Annotated in this window: 11 protein-coding genes and 2 pseudogenes; 5 read left to right on the top strand and 8 right to left on the bottom strand. The window is 72.6% G+C overall.

Translation table 11 applies throughout. The annotated features are described in order from the left end of the window. Positions 1 to 246: 246 nt before the first annotated feature. The 3 genes from PV341_RS03045 to PV341_RS03035 all read right to left on the bottom strand — a co-directional run bounded on the left by PV341_RS03045 (position 247) and on the right by PV341_RS03035 (position 3647). On the bottom strand, positions 247 to 1212 hold the full coding sequence (locus PV341_RS03045; RefSeq protein ID WP_500324825.1) for a hypothetical protein: 966 nt from the start codon (positions 1210 to 1212) through the stop codon (positions 247 to 249). An 837-nt stretch (positions 1213 to 2049) separates the two neighbouring features. Next, the gene (locus PV341_RS03040; RefSeq protein WP_500324827.1) at positions 2050 to 2841 is read right to left on the bottom strand and encodes a class I SAM-dependent methyltransferase; all 792 of its coding nucleotides are present in this window, start codon (positions 2839 to 2841) and stop codon (positions 2050 to 2052) included. A gap of 50 nt (positions 2842 to 2891) precedes the next feature. After that, entirely contained in the window at positions 2892 to 3647 is a 756-nt protein-coding gene (locus PV341_RS03035; protein ID WP_500324828.1) for an SDR family NAD(P)-dependent oxidoreductase, read from the bottom strand. Between the two features lie 93 nt (positions 3648 to 3740). On the opposite strand from PV341_RS03035, the gene PV341_RS03030 reads away from it, so the two are divergent. After that, positions 3741 to 4370: a TetR/AcrR family transcriptional regulator gene (locus PV341_RS03030; RefSeq protein WP_500324830.1), complete on the top strand. Its 630-nt coding sequence runs from the start codon at positions 3741 to 3743 to the stop codon at positions 4368 to 4370. A 16-nt stretch (positions 4371 to 4386) separates the two neighbouring features. Here the strand turns inward: PV341_RS03030 and PV341_RS03025 are convergent, their stop codons facing one another. Together PV341_RS03025 and PV341_RS03020 are read right to left on the bottom strand one after the other, a co-directional pair. Beyond that, positions 4387 to 5229, bottom strand: a complete 843-nt coding sequence (locus tag PV341_RS03025; protein ID WP_500324831.1) for an aldo/keto reductase — start codon at positions 5227 to 5229, stop codon at positions 4387 to 4389. A 78-nt stretch (positions 5230 to 5307) separates the two neighbouring features. Beyond that, positions 5308 to 6092 (bottom strand): annotated as a pseudogene (locus PV341_RS03020) (hypothetical protein). A gap of 164 nt (positions 6093 to 6256) precedes the next feature. Between PV341_RS03020 and secF the strand changes: the two are divergent. From secF to PV341_RS03005, 3 genes and pseudogenes are all read left to right on the top strand, one after another. Continuing rightward, a pseudogene (gene secF, locus PV341_RS03015) lies at positions 6257 to 7462 on the top strand (protein translocase subunit SecF); the annotation flags it as partial. Positions 7463 to 7570: 108 nt separating this feature from the next. Then, positions 7571 to 8395 (top strand): LLM class F420-dependent oxidoreductase, encoded by an 825-nt coding sequence (locus PV341_RS03010; RefSeq protein ID WP_500324835.1) that lies wholly within the window; start codon positions 7571 to 7573, stop codon positions 8393 to 8395. A 31-nt stretch (positions 8396 to 8426) separates the two neighbouring features. Then, complete coding sequence (locus tag PV341_RS03005) at positions 8427 to 8879, top strand: TIGR03668 family PPOX class F420-dependent oxidoreductase (RefSeq protein WP_500324837.1); 453 nt, start codon at positions 8427 to 8429, stop codon at positions 8877 to 8879. 28 nt (positions 8880 to 8907) lie between these two features. Here PV341_RS03005 and PV341_RS03000 read toward each other — a convergent pair whose 3' ends face one another. Together PV341_RS03000 and PV341_RS02995 are read right to left on the bottom strand one after the other, a co-directional pair. Then, positions 8908 to 11424, bottom strand: coding sequence for an excinuclease ABC subunit UvrA (locus PV341_RS03000; RefSeq protein WP_500356610.1), 2517 nt, complete (start codon positions 11422 to 11424; stop codon positions 8908 to 8910). 130 nt (positions 11425 to 11554) lie between these two features. Continuing rightward, positions 11555 to 12430 (bottom strand): LysR family transcriptional regulator, encoded by an 876-nt coding sequence (locus PV341_RS02995; protein WP_500356608.1) that lies wholly within the window; start codon positions 12428 to 12430, stop codon positions 11555 to 11557. A gap of 169 nt (positions 12431 to 12599) precedes the next feature. Between PV341_RS02995 and PV341_RS02990 the strand changes: the two genes are divergently transcribed. Further along, the gene (locus PV341_RS02990; RefSeq protein ID WP_499515961.1) at positions 12600 to 13457 is read left to right on the top strand and encodes an aldo/keto reductase; all 858 of its coding nucleotides are present in this window, start codon (positions 12600 to 12602) and stop codon (positions 13455 to 13457) included. A gap of 56 nt (positions 13458 to 13513) precedes the next feature. Here PV341_RS02990 and PV341_RS02985 read toward each other — a convergent pair. Then, positions 13514 to 14184, bottom strand: a 671-nt coding sequence (locus PV341_RS02985) for an NPP1 family protein (protein ID WP_500356607.1), incomplete at its 5' end; no start/stop codon positions are given.

Raw genomic sequence — 14184 nt, 5'->3', positions numbered from 1 at the left:
CGGGCGGGTACGAGGGTGTCGCCGGTGGCGTGGAAAGTTGGCGCCATCCAAGACATTGACGACTGCCAGGGTGGTGGGTTCCTCGGAACGACGGAGGACCGGTTCTGCTCGATCGTGCTCCCCATGCCCAGGACCACTACTACTCGCACTTTTCGCGCTACCGCTTATGGGTGCCAGCCGAGGAGGCGTCATCCAGGTCTCGCCAGCCAATCCGAATGACGTGTCATCATGCAGTTGCGCCGAGCGTTACGGCTCCTGCGTGGGAAGCTCGTCGAACGGATCATCTACCTTTTTCTCGACGAACGGGCGCGCCGCTGCGTCCTGTCCCACGATGTACTTCTGAGACTGAGCGCCAGATACCACTCGAAATGGCTGGTTGCCATGGTCGAGGTCACCCACCTCGGTCGAACTGCTGCCAGCACTGGTGGCCCATGAGATGGATAGTTTAAAGCTGTAATCACTCTCATTGGTGAAGGGTAATATCTGCATCGTTTCCGGGTCGCCCTTGGTGGCCCGGTAAGGAAAACGGCGGACTAGCTTAGCGCCGGCATCATTATTGCCCGCCTTGAACACCTTGTGCTGGCTAGGGGAATCCAAATCGATAGAGAACCGGCTTTTGCTGCTGTCCCCACACCCGCCTTCCAGCGCCAGGCGCAGGGCTTTCGGGGCAGGACTCACCTTGACAGCGACGATCGACACGTCATTGATGGTGACGGCCTCGTCGCTCTTGCCGTGGATCTGCACATTGAGAATGGCGAAGTTGGCTGGTTGGCCCGAGTGTGTTTTGTCGAAACTCGACTTCAGTCCCAAGATGTCATACGGGGGAACGAAACGCCGCTTCCACTCATCATTAATGGCTGCAATGGATGGCGGCTTCAGATACACCATTCCACTGCCATTTTCACAGGCATCCCACGGACTGGTTTGGTCGATGGTGACAGTGAACGGCGCTTTCGCCAGGCTTGTGGTAGGGCCAGTTCCAGGATTTGAAGGACTTGACTTAGTGGTGGTATCACTTTTGAAGGGGTGCGCAATGCCGTCGGTCACCCATGTGACAGCGCCCTGCGTAATCGCTGCAATGCTGCCCGACAAACCAACGAGCACTGCCGTCCAGATGAATGCCTTAACTCTCTTGCTCAACGCCTGCGGTTGGTGGCCGCCGTCAGAGTCGCCTGACTGAGTGTCCGCATCCGGAGTGTCAGTGTCCGCCATCCCCCACCTCGCTGCTCAACAGGTGGCTAGTGTGCCCCAGTTGCACCCCGGACGGGAGGCTTTTGGCCGGACTGTCCATGTCCCCTGATTGGTTGCCACCCGGCCTAGGGCCACAGCCGGTTCGGCCGGGCAACCGGTATCACGAACACGAGGCTCGATGAGAGCGACACCGCCGTGATGGACGCTCCCAAGGCGCCACGGCGGGGTCAAGCGCGTTAGCGGCTTCTCATATCGCTCGGATGAGCCCTCATTCCGACGATTCCCGCCGCCGAGGGGCCGCTGGGTCGCTGAGTGGTGCGGCGCGCAGTACGGGGGCTGGTCGACGATGTGCTGGTCGGGCAGCTGCACTTCAGTCAGCTGTTCGGGGGCCATCGACTTGCCTGACTCGGGCGCCCCTTGAAGAGGACGCGGTGGCTGCCCGCGGTCGCGACCCCGGCGAGATCCGGGGTGTCGGTGTCGGTGAGACCGATCCGGGGTCCGACGCAGGGCAGGGTGAAGTCGGCCGGCAGCGGGTCGGGGCATCGGTCGGCGGGCGCATCGCCCTGCTCCGGGGCGAGTGCGCCGTTGTGGAGTGTGGTCGCCGAAGCGCGCCGACTGCGGGCAGCGTTCACGGCGGAGGGGCGCCCGGGCATGCCGCAGGCCCCCGCCGCGCCGTTGCGGCAGGGGCCCGACTCATGGCGATGAGGGCTCGAACGGGGAGAGTCGGAGCCCTCCAACTACACCATTGCCCAGCCTCGTCGTGGGCCCGCGCGCTCGCACGCCACCGGGGGCCGGACGGGTGATGCTCCCTGCGCCCATGGGTGGCGTCACGCCGTCGGCCGGTGCCCGGCGGCACGCCTAGGGCGGCGACCGGCCCCAGGCCGTGAGCATGCCGGGGGACAGGTCTGCGCACTGGGGGGAGTCCAGGTAGCGCAGGGCCTCGTCGACGAGGATGTCGTCGACGAGACCGGTGGCGATCATGGTGGACCGGGTCCGGTGCCAGGTCTCCGCCCAGAACCGGCTGATCGTGCTGCCGGGCAGAAGCGGCGGAACGTGGATCTCCGCCGCGACCGACCGGAGCCCGGCCGCCCTGAGCATCCCGGGGTAGCGCGGCACCCGTGAGACGTCGGTGCCGACGGTGTCGCGCAGCCCCCGCCACATCGCCCGCATGGCCAGCGTGTACGGGGTGCCGGGGGCGGCGGCGGTGGTCAGGTCCACGGCGTCGCAGACCACCAGGACGCCGCCGGGGGCGAGCAGGCCGCCGAGCGTGGCGATCATCCGCTCCGGCGACGGCAGGTGCATCAGCACGAACCGCGCGTGGACGAGGTCGAACCGCCCCGGCGGGAGGTCGTCCACGGTGACGTCCGCCTGCCGCACCGTGAGGCCCGGCGTCGGACGCGCCGCCAGGAACCGTACGTCCCGGTCGACCGCGAGCACCTCGCTGACCGCGGCCTCGCGCAGCAGTCTGCGCGCCACCGTGCCCGTGCCGGCGCCGACGTCCAGGCAGCGCCACCCGGGGCCGGCCCCGAGCTGTCGCAGGCGGGCGAGGGTGGTGTCGTCGTACGTGGCGGCGGCGAGGTCGATGCGGTCGCCCTCGCCGGCGTCCTCCGGGCGGAAGAAGCGCTCACCATAGCGACCGGCGCTGGTCATGCCCTCATTGTGGCAAGCACCGGACGCGGTCACCCGTCGGCGGCCGGTCGCTACACCGCGGTGAACCCGCCGTCGACGGTGAGCGTGGCGCCGTGGATCTGCGAGGCCTCGTCGCTCGCCAGGAACACGACGGCCGATGCCACCTCCGCCGGGTCGCCGGCGCGGCGCGCGGGCATGCGCGCGATGATCGGGGTCAGGTGCTCCTCCATCGCCGCGACCTTCTCCGTCAGGGTGGGACCGGGGGCCACGGTGTTGACCCGGACCCCGTGCGGTCCGTACTCCGCGGCCCACGACATGGTGAGCGAGTGCACGGCCGCCTTGGTCATGCTGTAGAGCGCCGAATGCGCCATGCCCCGCATGCCGTTGATGGACCCCAGGTTGACCACGGCGCCGTGGCCGCGCTCGGCCATGGGCGGCGCCAGCAGGCCGGTGAGGAGGAACACCGACCGCACGCTCACCGCCAGGGCCTGGTCGACGGTCTCCTGCGGGACCTCGGCGGTGGGCGTCGGTGTGAGCAGGAGCGCCGCGTTGTTGACGAGGACGTCGATCCGGCCGCCGGCCGCCGCGAGCGCGTCGGTGGCGAGGCGGCCGACCGCGTCGGCGCCGCCCGACAGGTCGGCGCCGACGAACGCCGCCGAGCCGCCGTCCTTCTCTATGCGTGCCACGACGTCGGCACCGCGGGCCGCGTCGCGTCCGCTGACGACGACGAACGCGCCCTCGGCGGCCAGGGCCGCCGCGATGGCGGCGCCGAGGCCCGTGGTGGAACCGGTGACCAGGGCCGTCCGCCCGGTGAGTCGCTGGGTCATGTTTCCGCACCTTTCTCCGTGAACCGGCTGGGAACGGCCAAGGTGCCACCCGGAAATTGGACCTGCAAGTCCAGAAAGTGGCAGGATGGAGGCATGGCAGCACGACTGACGGCCAAGGGCGCCGCCACCCGGCAGCGCATCGTCGAGGGGGCCGCGGAGGAGATCCGCGAGCGAGGCGCGGTCGAGACCACCCTGGACGACATCCGCGCCCGCACGGCCACCAGCAAGAGCCAGCTCTTCCACTACTTCCCCGGCGGCAAGGAGGAGCTGCTGCTCGCCGTGGCCCGGCACGAGGCCGGCCGGGTCCTGGCCGACCAGCAGCCGCACCTCGGCGCGCTCACCTCCTGGCAGGCCTGGTACGACTGGCGGGACGCGGTGGTCGACCGCTACCGGCGGCAGGGGCAGCAGTGCCCGCTCGGCACGCTCATCTCGCAGCTGAGCCCCGCCACGCCCGGCGCGCAGGCCGTCACCAGGGAACTCCTCGCCTCCTGGCAGGCCCAGATCACCACCGGCATCCGGGCCATGCAGGAGCAGCGGGAGATCTCACCGGAGCTGGACGCCGACCGTGTCGCGGCCGCCCTCCTCGCGGGCATCCAGGGCGGTGTCTCGATCCTGATGTCGACGGGCTCGCTCACGCACCTGGAAGCCGCCCTCGACCTGGGCATCGAACGGCTCCTCGCCGCACCCGTACCGGTACCCGCACCCGTGCCGTCGGCCCCCTGACCGGGCACGGCACCCCTCAGAGCACCTCCAGCGGCACGGGCCCGCGGGGCGGCGGGAACGCGGCGTCCAGCGCCGCCAGCGCTTCCGCGGGGAGCCGCAGGTCCGCCGCGGCGCGGTTCTCGCGCACGTGCTCGGGCCGCCCCGAGCGGGGGATCGCCGCCACGCCCTGCTCCAGCACCCACGCCAGCGCCACCTGGGCGGGCGTGGCGCCGAGGCCGTCCGCCACGGCCAGCAGCGGTGCGGAACGCAGCAGTCTGCCCTGCTCGACGGGGGAGTACGCCATCACTCCGGCCCGGTTGCGCCGGCACCAGGGCAGCAGGTCCCACTCGATGCCGCGCCGGGTGAGGTTGTAGAGCACCTGGTCCACCGCCACGGCCGAACCGCCCGGGAGGGAGACCAGTTCGGCCATGTCCCCGGCGTCCAGGTTGCTGACCCCCCAGGTGCGGATCTTTCCGGCGGCCATCAGCTCGGTGAACCCGGCCAGCGTCTCCTCCAGCGGATGCCGCCCCCGCCAGTGCAGCAGGTACAGGTCCAGGATGTCCGTGCGGAGCCGTCGCAGACTCGCCTCGCAGGCCGCGACGACGCCACGGCGGTCGGCGTGGTCCGGCAGCACCTTGCTCACGAGGAACACCTCGGCACGGCGTCCCGCGATCGCCTCCCCGACCAGTTCCTCCGCCGCGCCGTCGCCGTACATCTCGGCGGTGTCGACGATCGACATGCCCAGGTCCACACCGAGCCGCAGGGCGGCGAGCTCCTCGCGGCGGCGGCCCGGGTCCGCACCGAGGTACCAGGTGCCCTGGCCGAGCGCGGGGACGTCCCTGGAGGACAGCCGGACCGTACGCATCGACGCTGTCGCCATCCCTGCCTCCCCGGCACGACACCCCTTCAGGCCACCACCCCGCATCCGGTGGTGCAACTCGGTGGACCGCGCCGGCTCCTACTCCGGCACCGGCGCGCGGACGTTGCCGGTGAACGACGGGTGGAGGCGGGCGGATCCCAGGAGTTCGGCCGCGCCGCGCACCGCCGCGGTGTGCGGCGCCGGCACCACCTTGACGGGGACGTCGAGCCGGCGCGCGAGACGGTGGACGACCTCGGGGCGCAGTGCGCCCCCGCCGGCGAGGAGGACGCCGTGCGCCAGGGCGGCCGGCGCGGCCGCCGTCCGGTCCTCCTCCAGCACGGTCGCCACGGTGGCCACCTGCGCGTCGACGAGGCGTGCGGCGGCACCGGGGTCCGCGTCGAGGCCGGTGGTGCCGAGCTCCGCGCGGTGCGCGTCGGTCACCGCGCCGTCGACCAGCAGGACCGTCTCCGTGAGGTGGGCGCCGACGTCCACCACGAGCAGCGGGCGGTTCAGGTCCTCGCGGGCCGCGAGGGCCACCGCCCGCGCCGTGGGCACCGTCAGGACGGCGCGCGGCCGCAGGACCTCCACGGCGGCCCGGGCCGCCGCGCGGTAGGCGACGCCGCCAGGACGGGCGCCGTCAGCGCGACCAGCGGGCGGCCGAGACGGGGCAGCCGATGGCGGAGCAACCGGTCGAGCATCCGGGCGGTGCCGGGGACGTCGATGACGCCGCGGCGGACGGGGTGGACGGTGCCCGAGCCCAGGAACGTCACCGTGGGCACGTCGAGCACCATGCCCCGGCCGAGGGCCCAGACCCGCGTGCGGGCACTGCCCAGGTCGAGGGCGAAGCCCGTCTGCCGGCGCACCGGCAGCCACGGCGCGCTCATCACTCGGCCCCCCGCGCATGCAGGCAGCGGCCGCAGTATCGGGCCTGGGGGACGACCACCAGGTGGTTCAGCGGGATGGGCTCCCGGCACAGCGGACAGATCCCGTACCGCCCCTCGCGCATGCGCTCCAGGGCCGCCTCGACGTCGGCGAGCACCATCCGGGCCGGGCCCGTGAGGAGTACGCGGCACGGCGCCGCGCCAGCCTGGGGTCCGCGCTGACCGCCGGGTTCCGGAAGGCCTTCAGCGCGGTCGCGGACACCAACGTCACCACCCTCATCGCCGCCGCGCTGCTCTTCTTCCTGGGGTCCGGGCCGGTGCGCGGCTTCGGCGTCACCCTCGGCATCGGTGTCCTCAGTTCGATGCTCAGCGCGCTGGTGATCACCCGGTCCCTCGCCGAAACGGCCGTCACCCGCCGCTCCGTCCGACGGCGCCCGCACCTGTCCGGCATCGCGGGCATCGGCGCCGTACGGGAACGGATCACCCGCCGCGACCCCGACCTGATGCGGCGCCCACGGCGCTGGCTCGCCGTGTCGGCGGCGGTCCTCGTCCTTGCGGGTTCCGGCGTGCTGGTGCGGGGTGCCGACCTCGGGGTCGAGTTCACCGGTGGCCGGCTCATCGAGTACGCCACGGACCGGCCGGTGAGCGCCGACCGCGCACGCGAGGTCCTCGGCGGTGCCGCGTTCCCGCGGGCCGTCGTGCCGACCTCGGGCGACGACCGTCTCACCGTGCGTACCGCGGACCTGACCGAGCCGGAGCAGGACCGCGTCATCGCGACGATCAGCGGTCTCGGCGGGCAGGCGGAGAAACTCCGTGACGAGTCCGTCGGGCCCGGCATCGGCAAGGAGCTGCGCCGCGGCGCCGTCATCGCCCTCGCCGTGGCCCTGGCCGCCCAACTCCTTTACCTGGCCGCCCGGTTCCGGTGGACGTTCGGCGCGGCGGCGGTGGTCGCCATGGTGCACGACGTCGTCGTCCTGGTGGGGGTGTTCGCCTGGCTCGGCAAGCCCGTCGACGGCGTCTTCGTCGCGGCCCTGCTGACCGTCGTCGGGTACTCGGTCAACGACTCCGTCGTCGTCTTCGACCGGGTCAGGGAACTGGCCCGGCGCGACGGGAGGCGCCCCTTCGCGCGTGTCGCCAACGCAGCGGTCCTGCAGACGGTGCCCCGCACCGTGAACACAGGGATGGGCGCGGCGTTCATCCTCGCCGAGCTCGCCGTGCTGGGGGAGGGATCGCTCGCCGACTTCGCGCTGGCCCTGCTCATCGGGCTCGCCGTGGGCACCTGGTCCTCGGTGTTCACCGCCGCGCCGCTCGCCGTGGAACTGCACCGGCGCAAGCGGGCGCCGGTGACCGCGCGCCCGGTGGCGGCCGGCTGAGGGACACCCGGCGCGATGCTCCTCCCGGGTGGTCGTGGGCGCGCGGCCACCCGGACGGGGTAGGCAGCACAGAGGAGCCATCCGCTCGTCGCAACCCACGGAGCCGTCGTGTACATCGGGATCTCCACCTTCATCACCGACCAGGGCATCCGCCCCGCCCCGCTCGGCACCGCCCTGGAGGAACGGGCGTTCGACTCGCTCTTCATCGCCGAGCACAGCCACATCCCCGTCAAGCGCGAGAGCCCCTACCCCATGGGTGGCGAGCTGCCGGAGGTGTACTACCGCACCCTCGACCCCTTCGTCGCCCTCTCCGTGATCGCCGCCGTCACCCGGCGTCTGCTGCTGGGCACCGGGATCGCGCTGATCCCGCAGCGCGACCCGATCCACACGGCCAAGGAGGTGGCCTCCCTCGACCTGGTCTCCGACGGCCGTGCCGTCTTCGGCGTCGGCGTCGGCTGGAACCGCGAGGAGATGCGGAACCACGGCGCCGACCCCGCCACGCGCGGCCTGCTCACCGACGAACGGCTGCGGGCCATCCGCGAGCTGTGGACCGCGGACAGGGCCGAGTTCCACGGCCGGTTCGTCGACTTCGACCCCGTCTTCGCCTGGCCCAAGCCGGTACGGCGGCCCCATCCGCCGATCTACGTCGGCGGCGGCGAGGGCGCGTTCCGCCGGGTCGCCGAGTTCGGCGACGCCTGGCTCGCCAACAGTGACGCGCCGGACGACCTCGGCCCGCGCATCGAGCGGCTGCGCGAGGTCACCGGGCGCGACGTGCCCGTGACGGTGTACGGGGTCCGCGGCGGCCCCGAGCAGCTCGAGGGCTACCAGCGGCTCGGTGTCGAACGGGTGCTGCTCCACCTGCCGACGCTGCCCGAACGGGAGACCCTGGAGCACCTGGACGGACTGGCCGCGCTGGCCGACCGGTTCCGCTGACCCGGCGGGACCCCGACGAGGGGAGGACCCGATGCCGGCCCTGACGGGCGGCGAGGCACGCGAGCGCTTCGCCGCGGCACGCGTCGCACGCCTGGCCACCGCCGACGCCGTCGGTGTGCCGCACCTGGTGCCGGTGGTCTTCGCCGTGGACGGCGACACGGTCGCGCTGGCCGTGGACCACAAACCCAAACGGACCACGCGCCTGAAACGCCTGGCCAACATCGACGCCAACCCGTCGGTCTGCCTGCTCGCCGACCGCTACGACGAGGACTGGGAGCTGCTGTGGTGGGCCCGCGCCGACGGCACGGCCCGCGTCCTCCCCCCGGTCGGAGAACCGGCCGGCGGACCGACCTGCGGATCGGCAGCGGCCGCCCGCTGCGTCGCCCTGCTGACCGCCAAGTACGGTCAGTACGCGGGCCGTCCGCCCGCCGGGCCCGTGGTGGAGATCTCCGTACGGCGCTGGAGCGGCTGGCGGGCCGTGTGAAGCCGGGGGCGGACCGCGGAGGGAAGGGTCAGCCCGTCAGCCGGCGCGCCAGGTAGGGCGCCGTACGGCTGCCCCCGGCCCCGGCCACCTCCGCGGGCCGCCCGGTGGCGACGACCTTCCCTCCGGCGTCCCCGCCGCCGGGGCCCAGGTCGATGACCCAGTCGGCACCCGCCACGACGCTCATCTCGTGCTCGACGACGAAGACCGAGTGGCCGGCGTCGACCAGCTCGTGCAACTGCCGCATCAGCAGCTCCACGTCGGCCGGGTGCAAGCCCGTGGTGGGCTCGTCCAGCAGGTACACGGTGTGCCCGCGGCGGCCGCGCTGCAGCTCGGAGGCGAGCTTGATCCGCTGCGCCTCGCCGCCCGACAGCTCGGTGGCCGGCTGCCCCAGCCGCAGGTAGCCAAGACCCACCTCCTGGAGGGTGCGCAGGCTGCGGGCGACCGCGGGGACGCCGGTGAAGAACTCCGCCGCCGCGTCCACGCTCATGCCGAGCACCTCCGCGACGTTCCGCCCCCGGTAACGGACCGACAGGGTCTCCTCGTTGTAGCGGTCCCCGTGGCAGGTGGGGCAGGGGGCGTACGTGCCGGGCAGGAACAGCAGCTCGACGGCGACGAAGCCCTCGCCCTGGCAGGTCTCGCAGCGGCCGCCCGCGACGTTGAAGGAGAAGCGCCCGGCCTTGTAGCCGTGCCGCCGCGCGTCGTCGGTGGCCGCGAAGAGCTTGCGCACCGCGTCGAACAGGCCGGTGTAGGTGGCGAGGTTGGAGCGCGGGGTGCGGCCGATGGGCTTCTGGTCCACCCGCACCAGCCGGTCCACCGCCTGCAGGCCGTCCGCCAGGACGCCGAACGCCGGCCCGGCGCCGGCGCCCTCCCAGGCCTCGTCGTCGCCGTCGCCGTCGGCGGCGTCCGCGCGAACGGCCGCGTCGTCCGCGGTGCCGGAAGGCCCCAGGTGCTCCGTCAGCACCCCGGCCAGTACGCCCACCAGCGTCGACTTGCCCGAACCCGACACCCCCGTGATCGCCGTGAACACCCCGAGGGGCAGCTCGACGTCCACGCCGCGCAGATTGTGCCGGGTGATGCCGCGCAGACCCAGCCACGACGACGGCTTCCGTGCGGTGCGGCCGGCGGCCGGATCGGGTCCCGCGGCGAACAGGAACCGGCGGGTGGCGGACTCGGCGACCGCCTCCAGTCCGTCCACCGGGCCGCTGTACAGCACTTGGCCGCCGCGCTCGCCCGCGAGGGGTCCGACGTCGACGATCCAGTCCGCGCGGCGCACCACGTCCATGTCGTGCTCGACGACGAACACCGAGTTCCCGGCCTCCCGCAGCCGCACCAGGACCGTCAGCAGTGCCTCGCTGTCCGCCGGGTGGAGCCCGGCCGAGGGCTCGTCCAGCACGTACACCACACCGAACAGGCCGGAGCGCAACTGGGTCGCCAGGCGCAGGCGTTGCAGCTCGCCGGGGGAGAGCGTGGGCGTCGTGCGGTCCAGGCTGAGGTAGCCCAGGCCGAGTTCGGTGACGACCTCGATCCGCGCGACGAGGTCGGCGCACAGCGTCGTGGCGATCTGCCGTTCCGGGCCTTCGGGGAGGTCGTCCACCGCGCCGCGGGCGGCCGGGCGCAGCACGTCGGCGAGCCGCGCGAGGTGCATCGCGTTGAGCTCGGCGATGCTCCGGCCGGCGAAGGTGACGGCCAGGGACTCCGGGCGCAGCCGGCTGCCGTCGCAGGCGGGGCAGAGCGAGCTCTCCAGGAACCGCTCCGCGCGGGCGCGCAGCGCCGGGCTCTTGGAGTCGGCGAAGGTGTGCATGACGTAGCGCCGCGCGCTCTGGAAGGTGCCCTGGTACGGGCGCTGGATCCGGCCCGCCTCCCGCACCGGGTGCACGGTCACCACCGGCTGCTCGTCGGTGAACAGGATCCACTCCCGGTCCTGCGCGGGCAGGTCGCGCCAGGGCCGGTCGACGTCGTACCCGAGGGTGCGGGTGACGTCCCGCAGGTTCTTGCCGTGCCAGGCGCCCGGCCAGGCGGCGATCGCGCCCTCCCGGACGCTCAGCGAGGGATCGGGGACCATCAGCTCCTCGGTGGCCCGGTGCACCCGTCCCAGCCCGTGGCAGACCGGGCAGGCGCCCGCGGCCGTGTTGGGGGAGAAGGCGTCGGAGTCCACGGGTTCCGCCCCCTGCGGGTAGCGGCCCGCGCGGGAGAAGAGCATCCGCAGCGTGTTGGACAGGGTCGTCACCGTGCCCACGGAGGAGCGCGAGGTGGGCGCCCCGCGGCGCTGTTCCAGGGCGACCGCAGGGGGCAGCCCCAGGACGTCGTCGACCGCCGGCGCGCCCACCTGGTGGATGAGCCGGCGGGCGTACGGGGCGACGGACTCGAAGTAGCGGCGCTGCGCCTCGGCGTAGATGGTGCCGAACGCCAGCGAGGACTTGCCCGAGCCGGAGACCCCCGTGAACACCGCCAGCGCGTCCCGCGGGACGTCGACGTCGACGTTGCGCAGGTTGTGCTCGCGGGCGCCGCGCACCCGGACGTACGGGTCGTGGGCCGTGCTGTTCATGCCCCTCCGGAGAACGGGGTGGGGGTACGTGCCGGGAGCGCGGCACCGCGCGCCCGGCACCAGTGTGCGCGCGGCTGCGGGTGCCCGCAGGTCCACGGCGGGGCCGCCGGCGAAGGCGTGGACGGTGACGTCACGGCAGGTAGGACAGCAGTTTGCGGGCGGCGGGGGAGACCCGGTCCTCCTGGGGCAGGGCGGCCGATACCTCCCAGACGTGGTCCTCGGCGCCGTCCAGCGTCACGGTGCGCAGTCCCGCGGCGTGCTCCTTGCGGGCGATGGGCCGTGGCACGACGGCGATCCCGAGCCCGTGGTGGACCAGGTCGATCAGGCTGTGCACGTCGTTGACCTCCAGGGCGACCCGGCGCGGTACCCCGTTCGCGGCGAAGGCCCGGTCGGTGAGCCCGCGCGCGCCCCAGTCGGGGTGGAAGTCCACGAACTCCTCGCCGCCGAGGTCCGCCCAGCCGGCCGAGTCCGCCCCGGCCAGCCGGTGCCCGGGGTGGCACAGCAGGACCATCGGGGCCCGGGTGATCGGCATCAGCCGCACTCCCTCGGGCGCCTCGCCGCTCAGGGCCGTGAACGCCACGTCCAGCCGGCCACTGGTGATGTCCTGCACCAGGGCGGCCGACCCGGCCTGCCGCAGCCGGACCTCCACGCCCGGGTGCTGGGCCCGGAAGCGGGCCAGCAGTGCCGGCACGTCGACGCCGGCCAGGCACTGCTCGGTGCCGATGGTGAGCACCCCGCGCATCAGGCCCTGTACGGCCGCCACGGCCTCCTTGGCGGCCCGTACGCTCGCCAGCGTGCGGCAGGCCTCGTCCAGCAGGGCCCGGCCCGCCGCGGTCAGCTCCACGCTGCGGGTGCTGCGCACGAACAGCGGCGTGCCGAGCTCCTGCTCCAGCGCGCGTACGGAGGCGGACAGACCCGACTGCGAGATCATGAGGCGTTCGGCGGCGCGGGTGAAGTGGTGCTCCTCCGCGACCGCGACGAAGTACTCCAGATGGCGTAGCTCCATGATTCAGAAGCCTAGCTCCTGAATGTGTTCGCTTTCTTCTATTGGACGTGTGGGTGCAGCTCCGGCGAGGCTTGGGTGCGTGCCCGCACGGCTGCGGCCCGTTTCCGGCCGTGCCGGCACGCCATCAGTGCGCAAGACCGAGACGCAAGCCGAGAAAGGCCACGGACACATGGAGACTCGCCGCATCGGCGCCACCGAGGTCAGCGCGATCGGCCTGGGCGGCATGCCCATGTCGATCGAGGGCCGGCCGGACGAGGCGCGGTCCATCGACACCATCCACGCGGCGCTCGACGCCGGTGTCACGCTGATCGACACGGCGGACGCCTACCACCTGGGGGCCGACGAGGTCGGCCACAACGAGACCCTGATCGCCAAGGCGCTGGCGTCCCACGGACGCGGCTCCGACGTCCTGGTCGCCACCAAGGGCGGCCACCTGCGCCCCGGCGACGGCCGCTGGACCCTCGACGGCTCGCCCGAGCACATCAAGCGGGCCTGCGAGGACTCGCTGCGCCGGCTGGGCGTGGAGGCCATCGGCCTGTACCAGTTCCACCGCCCCGACCCCAAGGTCCCGTACGCCGAGTCCGTCGGCGCGGTGCGCGACCTGCTCGACGAGGGCAAGATCCGCATGGCCGGCGTCTCCAACGCGGACCCGGAGCAGATCCGGCAGGCGGACGAGATCCTGGGCGGCCGGCTGGTCTCCGTGCAGAACCAGTTCTCCCCGGCCTTCCGCTCCAGCGAGCCGGAGCTCGAACTGTGCCACGAGCTCGGCATCGCCTTCCTGCCGTGGAGCCCGCTCGGCGGCATCTCCCAGGCAGGCGAACTCGGCTCGTCCTACGCGCCGTTCGCCCGGGTCGCGCAGGCCCACGGGGTCAGCCCGCAGCGCGTGTGCCTGGCGTGGATGCTCGCCAAGTCCCCCTACGTGATCCCGATCCCCGGCTCCAGCCGGCCGGAGACCATCCGCGACTCGGTGGCCGCGGTGGAACTCGTGCTCACCGCCGAGGAGATCGCGGAGCTGGACGCCGTCTGACACGGCCGTGCCCGGGACGGGGCGGGGCGGTGCGCCGCCCCGTCCCGGCGCACGCGTCAGGCGTTCGGGTCGAACGGGATGCCCGCCGGCTTGGCCTTGGCCAGGTGGCCGTTGAAGTTGCCGTCCTTCAGGCCGAAGACCGCGCTGCCGAAGTCGGCCTGGCTCAGCTTGTCGCGCAGGCCCGCGGGGTAGCCGTTCCAGCCGATCAGGTCGGGGAACTGCCAGCCGTGGTAGTGGTTCTCCGGCGGCTCGTCGTTGGTGTTGGCGGGACGGAAGCAGTGCGTGCCCGCGCCGTCCTTGTGGTAGACGACCTTGGGGTGGGTCCCGTCCCAGCGGATCTGGTCGCGGCCGTAGATGTTGAAGTTGCCGTGCGCCGACGTGGACACGTACTGGGCCTGGTCGTCCTTCACCCAGACCACGACGTGCTCCCAGTCGTTGCGGTGGCCGCCGAGGCTGATGCCGGGTATGGCCTGGTCCTTCTCGAAGTAGAGGCCGTAGATGATGGCGCACCAGCCGTTGTTGCACTTGTAGCGGGCGTAGCCGTTGGTGTTGTCCAGGTCGGACTGGTCGCGGCAGTTGCCGTTCAGGGCGCCGGTGGGGTTGAGGCCCGGGTTGATGGTGCCGTCGGGGCCGATGGCGGGGGTGGGGTAGCAGCCGTCCGTGTCGTAGTCGAACGCCGGCTGGAACGTCTGCTCCAGGCCGTCCGCGTTGGCGGGCAGGGCGGGGG

Origin of the sequence: Streptomyces sp. PA03-1a (genome assembly GCF_033792805.1) — a bacterium.
Classification (GTDB): Bacteria; Actinomycetota; Actinomycetes; order Streptomycetales; family Streptomycetaceae; genus Actinacidiphila.
This window is presented reverse-complemented; position numbering and strand designations above follow the sequence as displayed.

Bases quoted from the DNA above. Each gene is read 5' to 3' on its own strand.
- PV341_RS03045 (WP_500324825.1), bottom strand. From the start codon at position 1,212: ATGGCGGACACTGACACTCCGGATGCGGACACTCAGTCAGGCGACTCT.
- PV341_RS03040 (WP_500324827.1), bottom strand. From the start codon at position 2,841: ATGACCAGCGCCGGTCGCTATGGTGAGCGCTTCTTCCGCCCGGAGGAC.
- PV341_RS03035 (WP_500324828.1), bottom strand. From the start codon at position 3,647: ATGACCCAGCGACTCACCGGGCGGACGGCCCTGGTCACCGGTTCCACC.
- PV341_RS03030 (WP_500324830.1), top strand. From the start codon at position 3,741: ATGGCAGCACGACTGACGGCCAAGGGCGCCGCCACCCGGCAGCGCATC.
- PV341_RS03025 (WP_500324831.1), bottom strand. From the start codon at position 5,229: ATGGCGACAGCGTCGATGCGTACGGTCCGGCTGTCCTCCAGGGACGTC.
- PV341_RS03005 (WP_500324837.1), top strand. From the start codon at position 8,427: ATGCCGGCCCTGACGGGCGGCGAGGCACGCGAGCGCTTCGCCGCGGCA.
- PV341_RS03000 (WP_500356610.1), bottom strand. From the start codon at position 11,424: ATGAACAGCACGGCCCACGACCCGTACGTCCGGGTGCGCGGCGCCCGC.
- PV341_RS02995 (WP_500356608.1), bottom strand. From the start codon at position 12,430: ATGGAGCTACGCCATCTGGAGTACTTCGTCGCGGTCGCGGAGGAGCAC.
- PV341_RS02990 (WP_499515961.1), top strand. From the start codon at position 12,600: ATGGAGACTCGCCGCATCGGCGCCACCGAGGTCAGCGCGATCGGCCTG.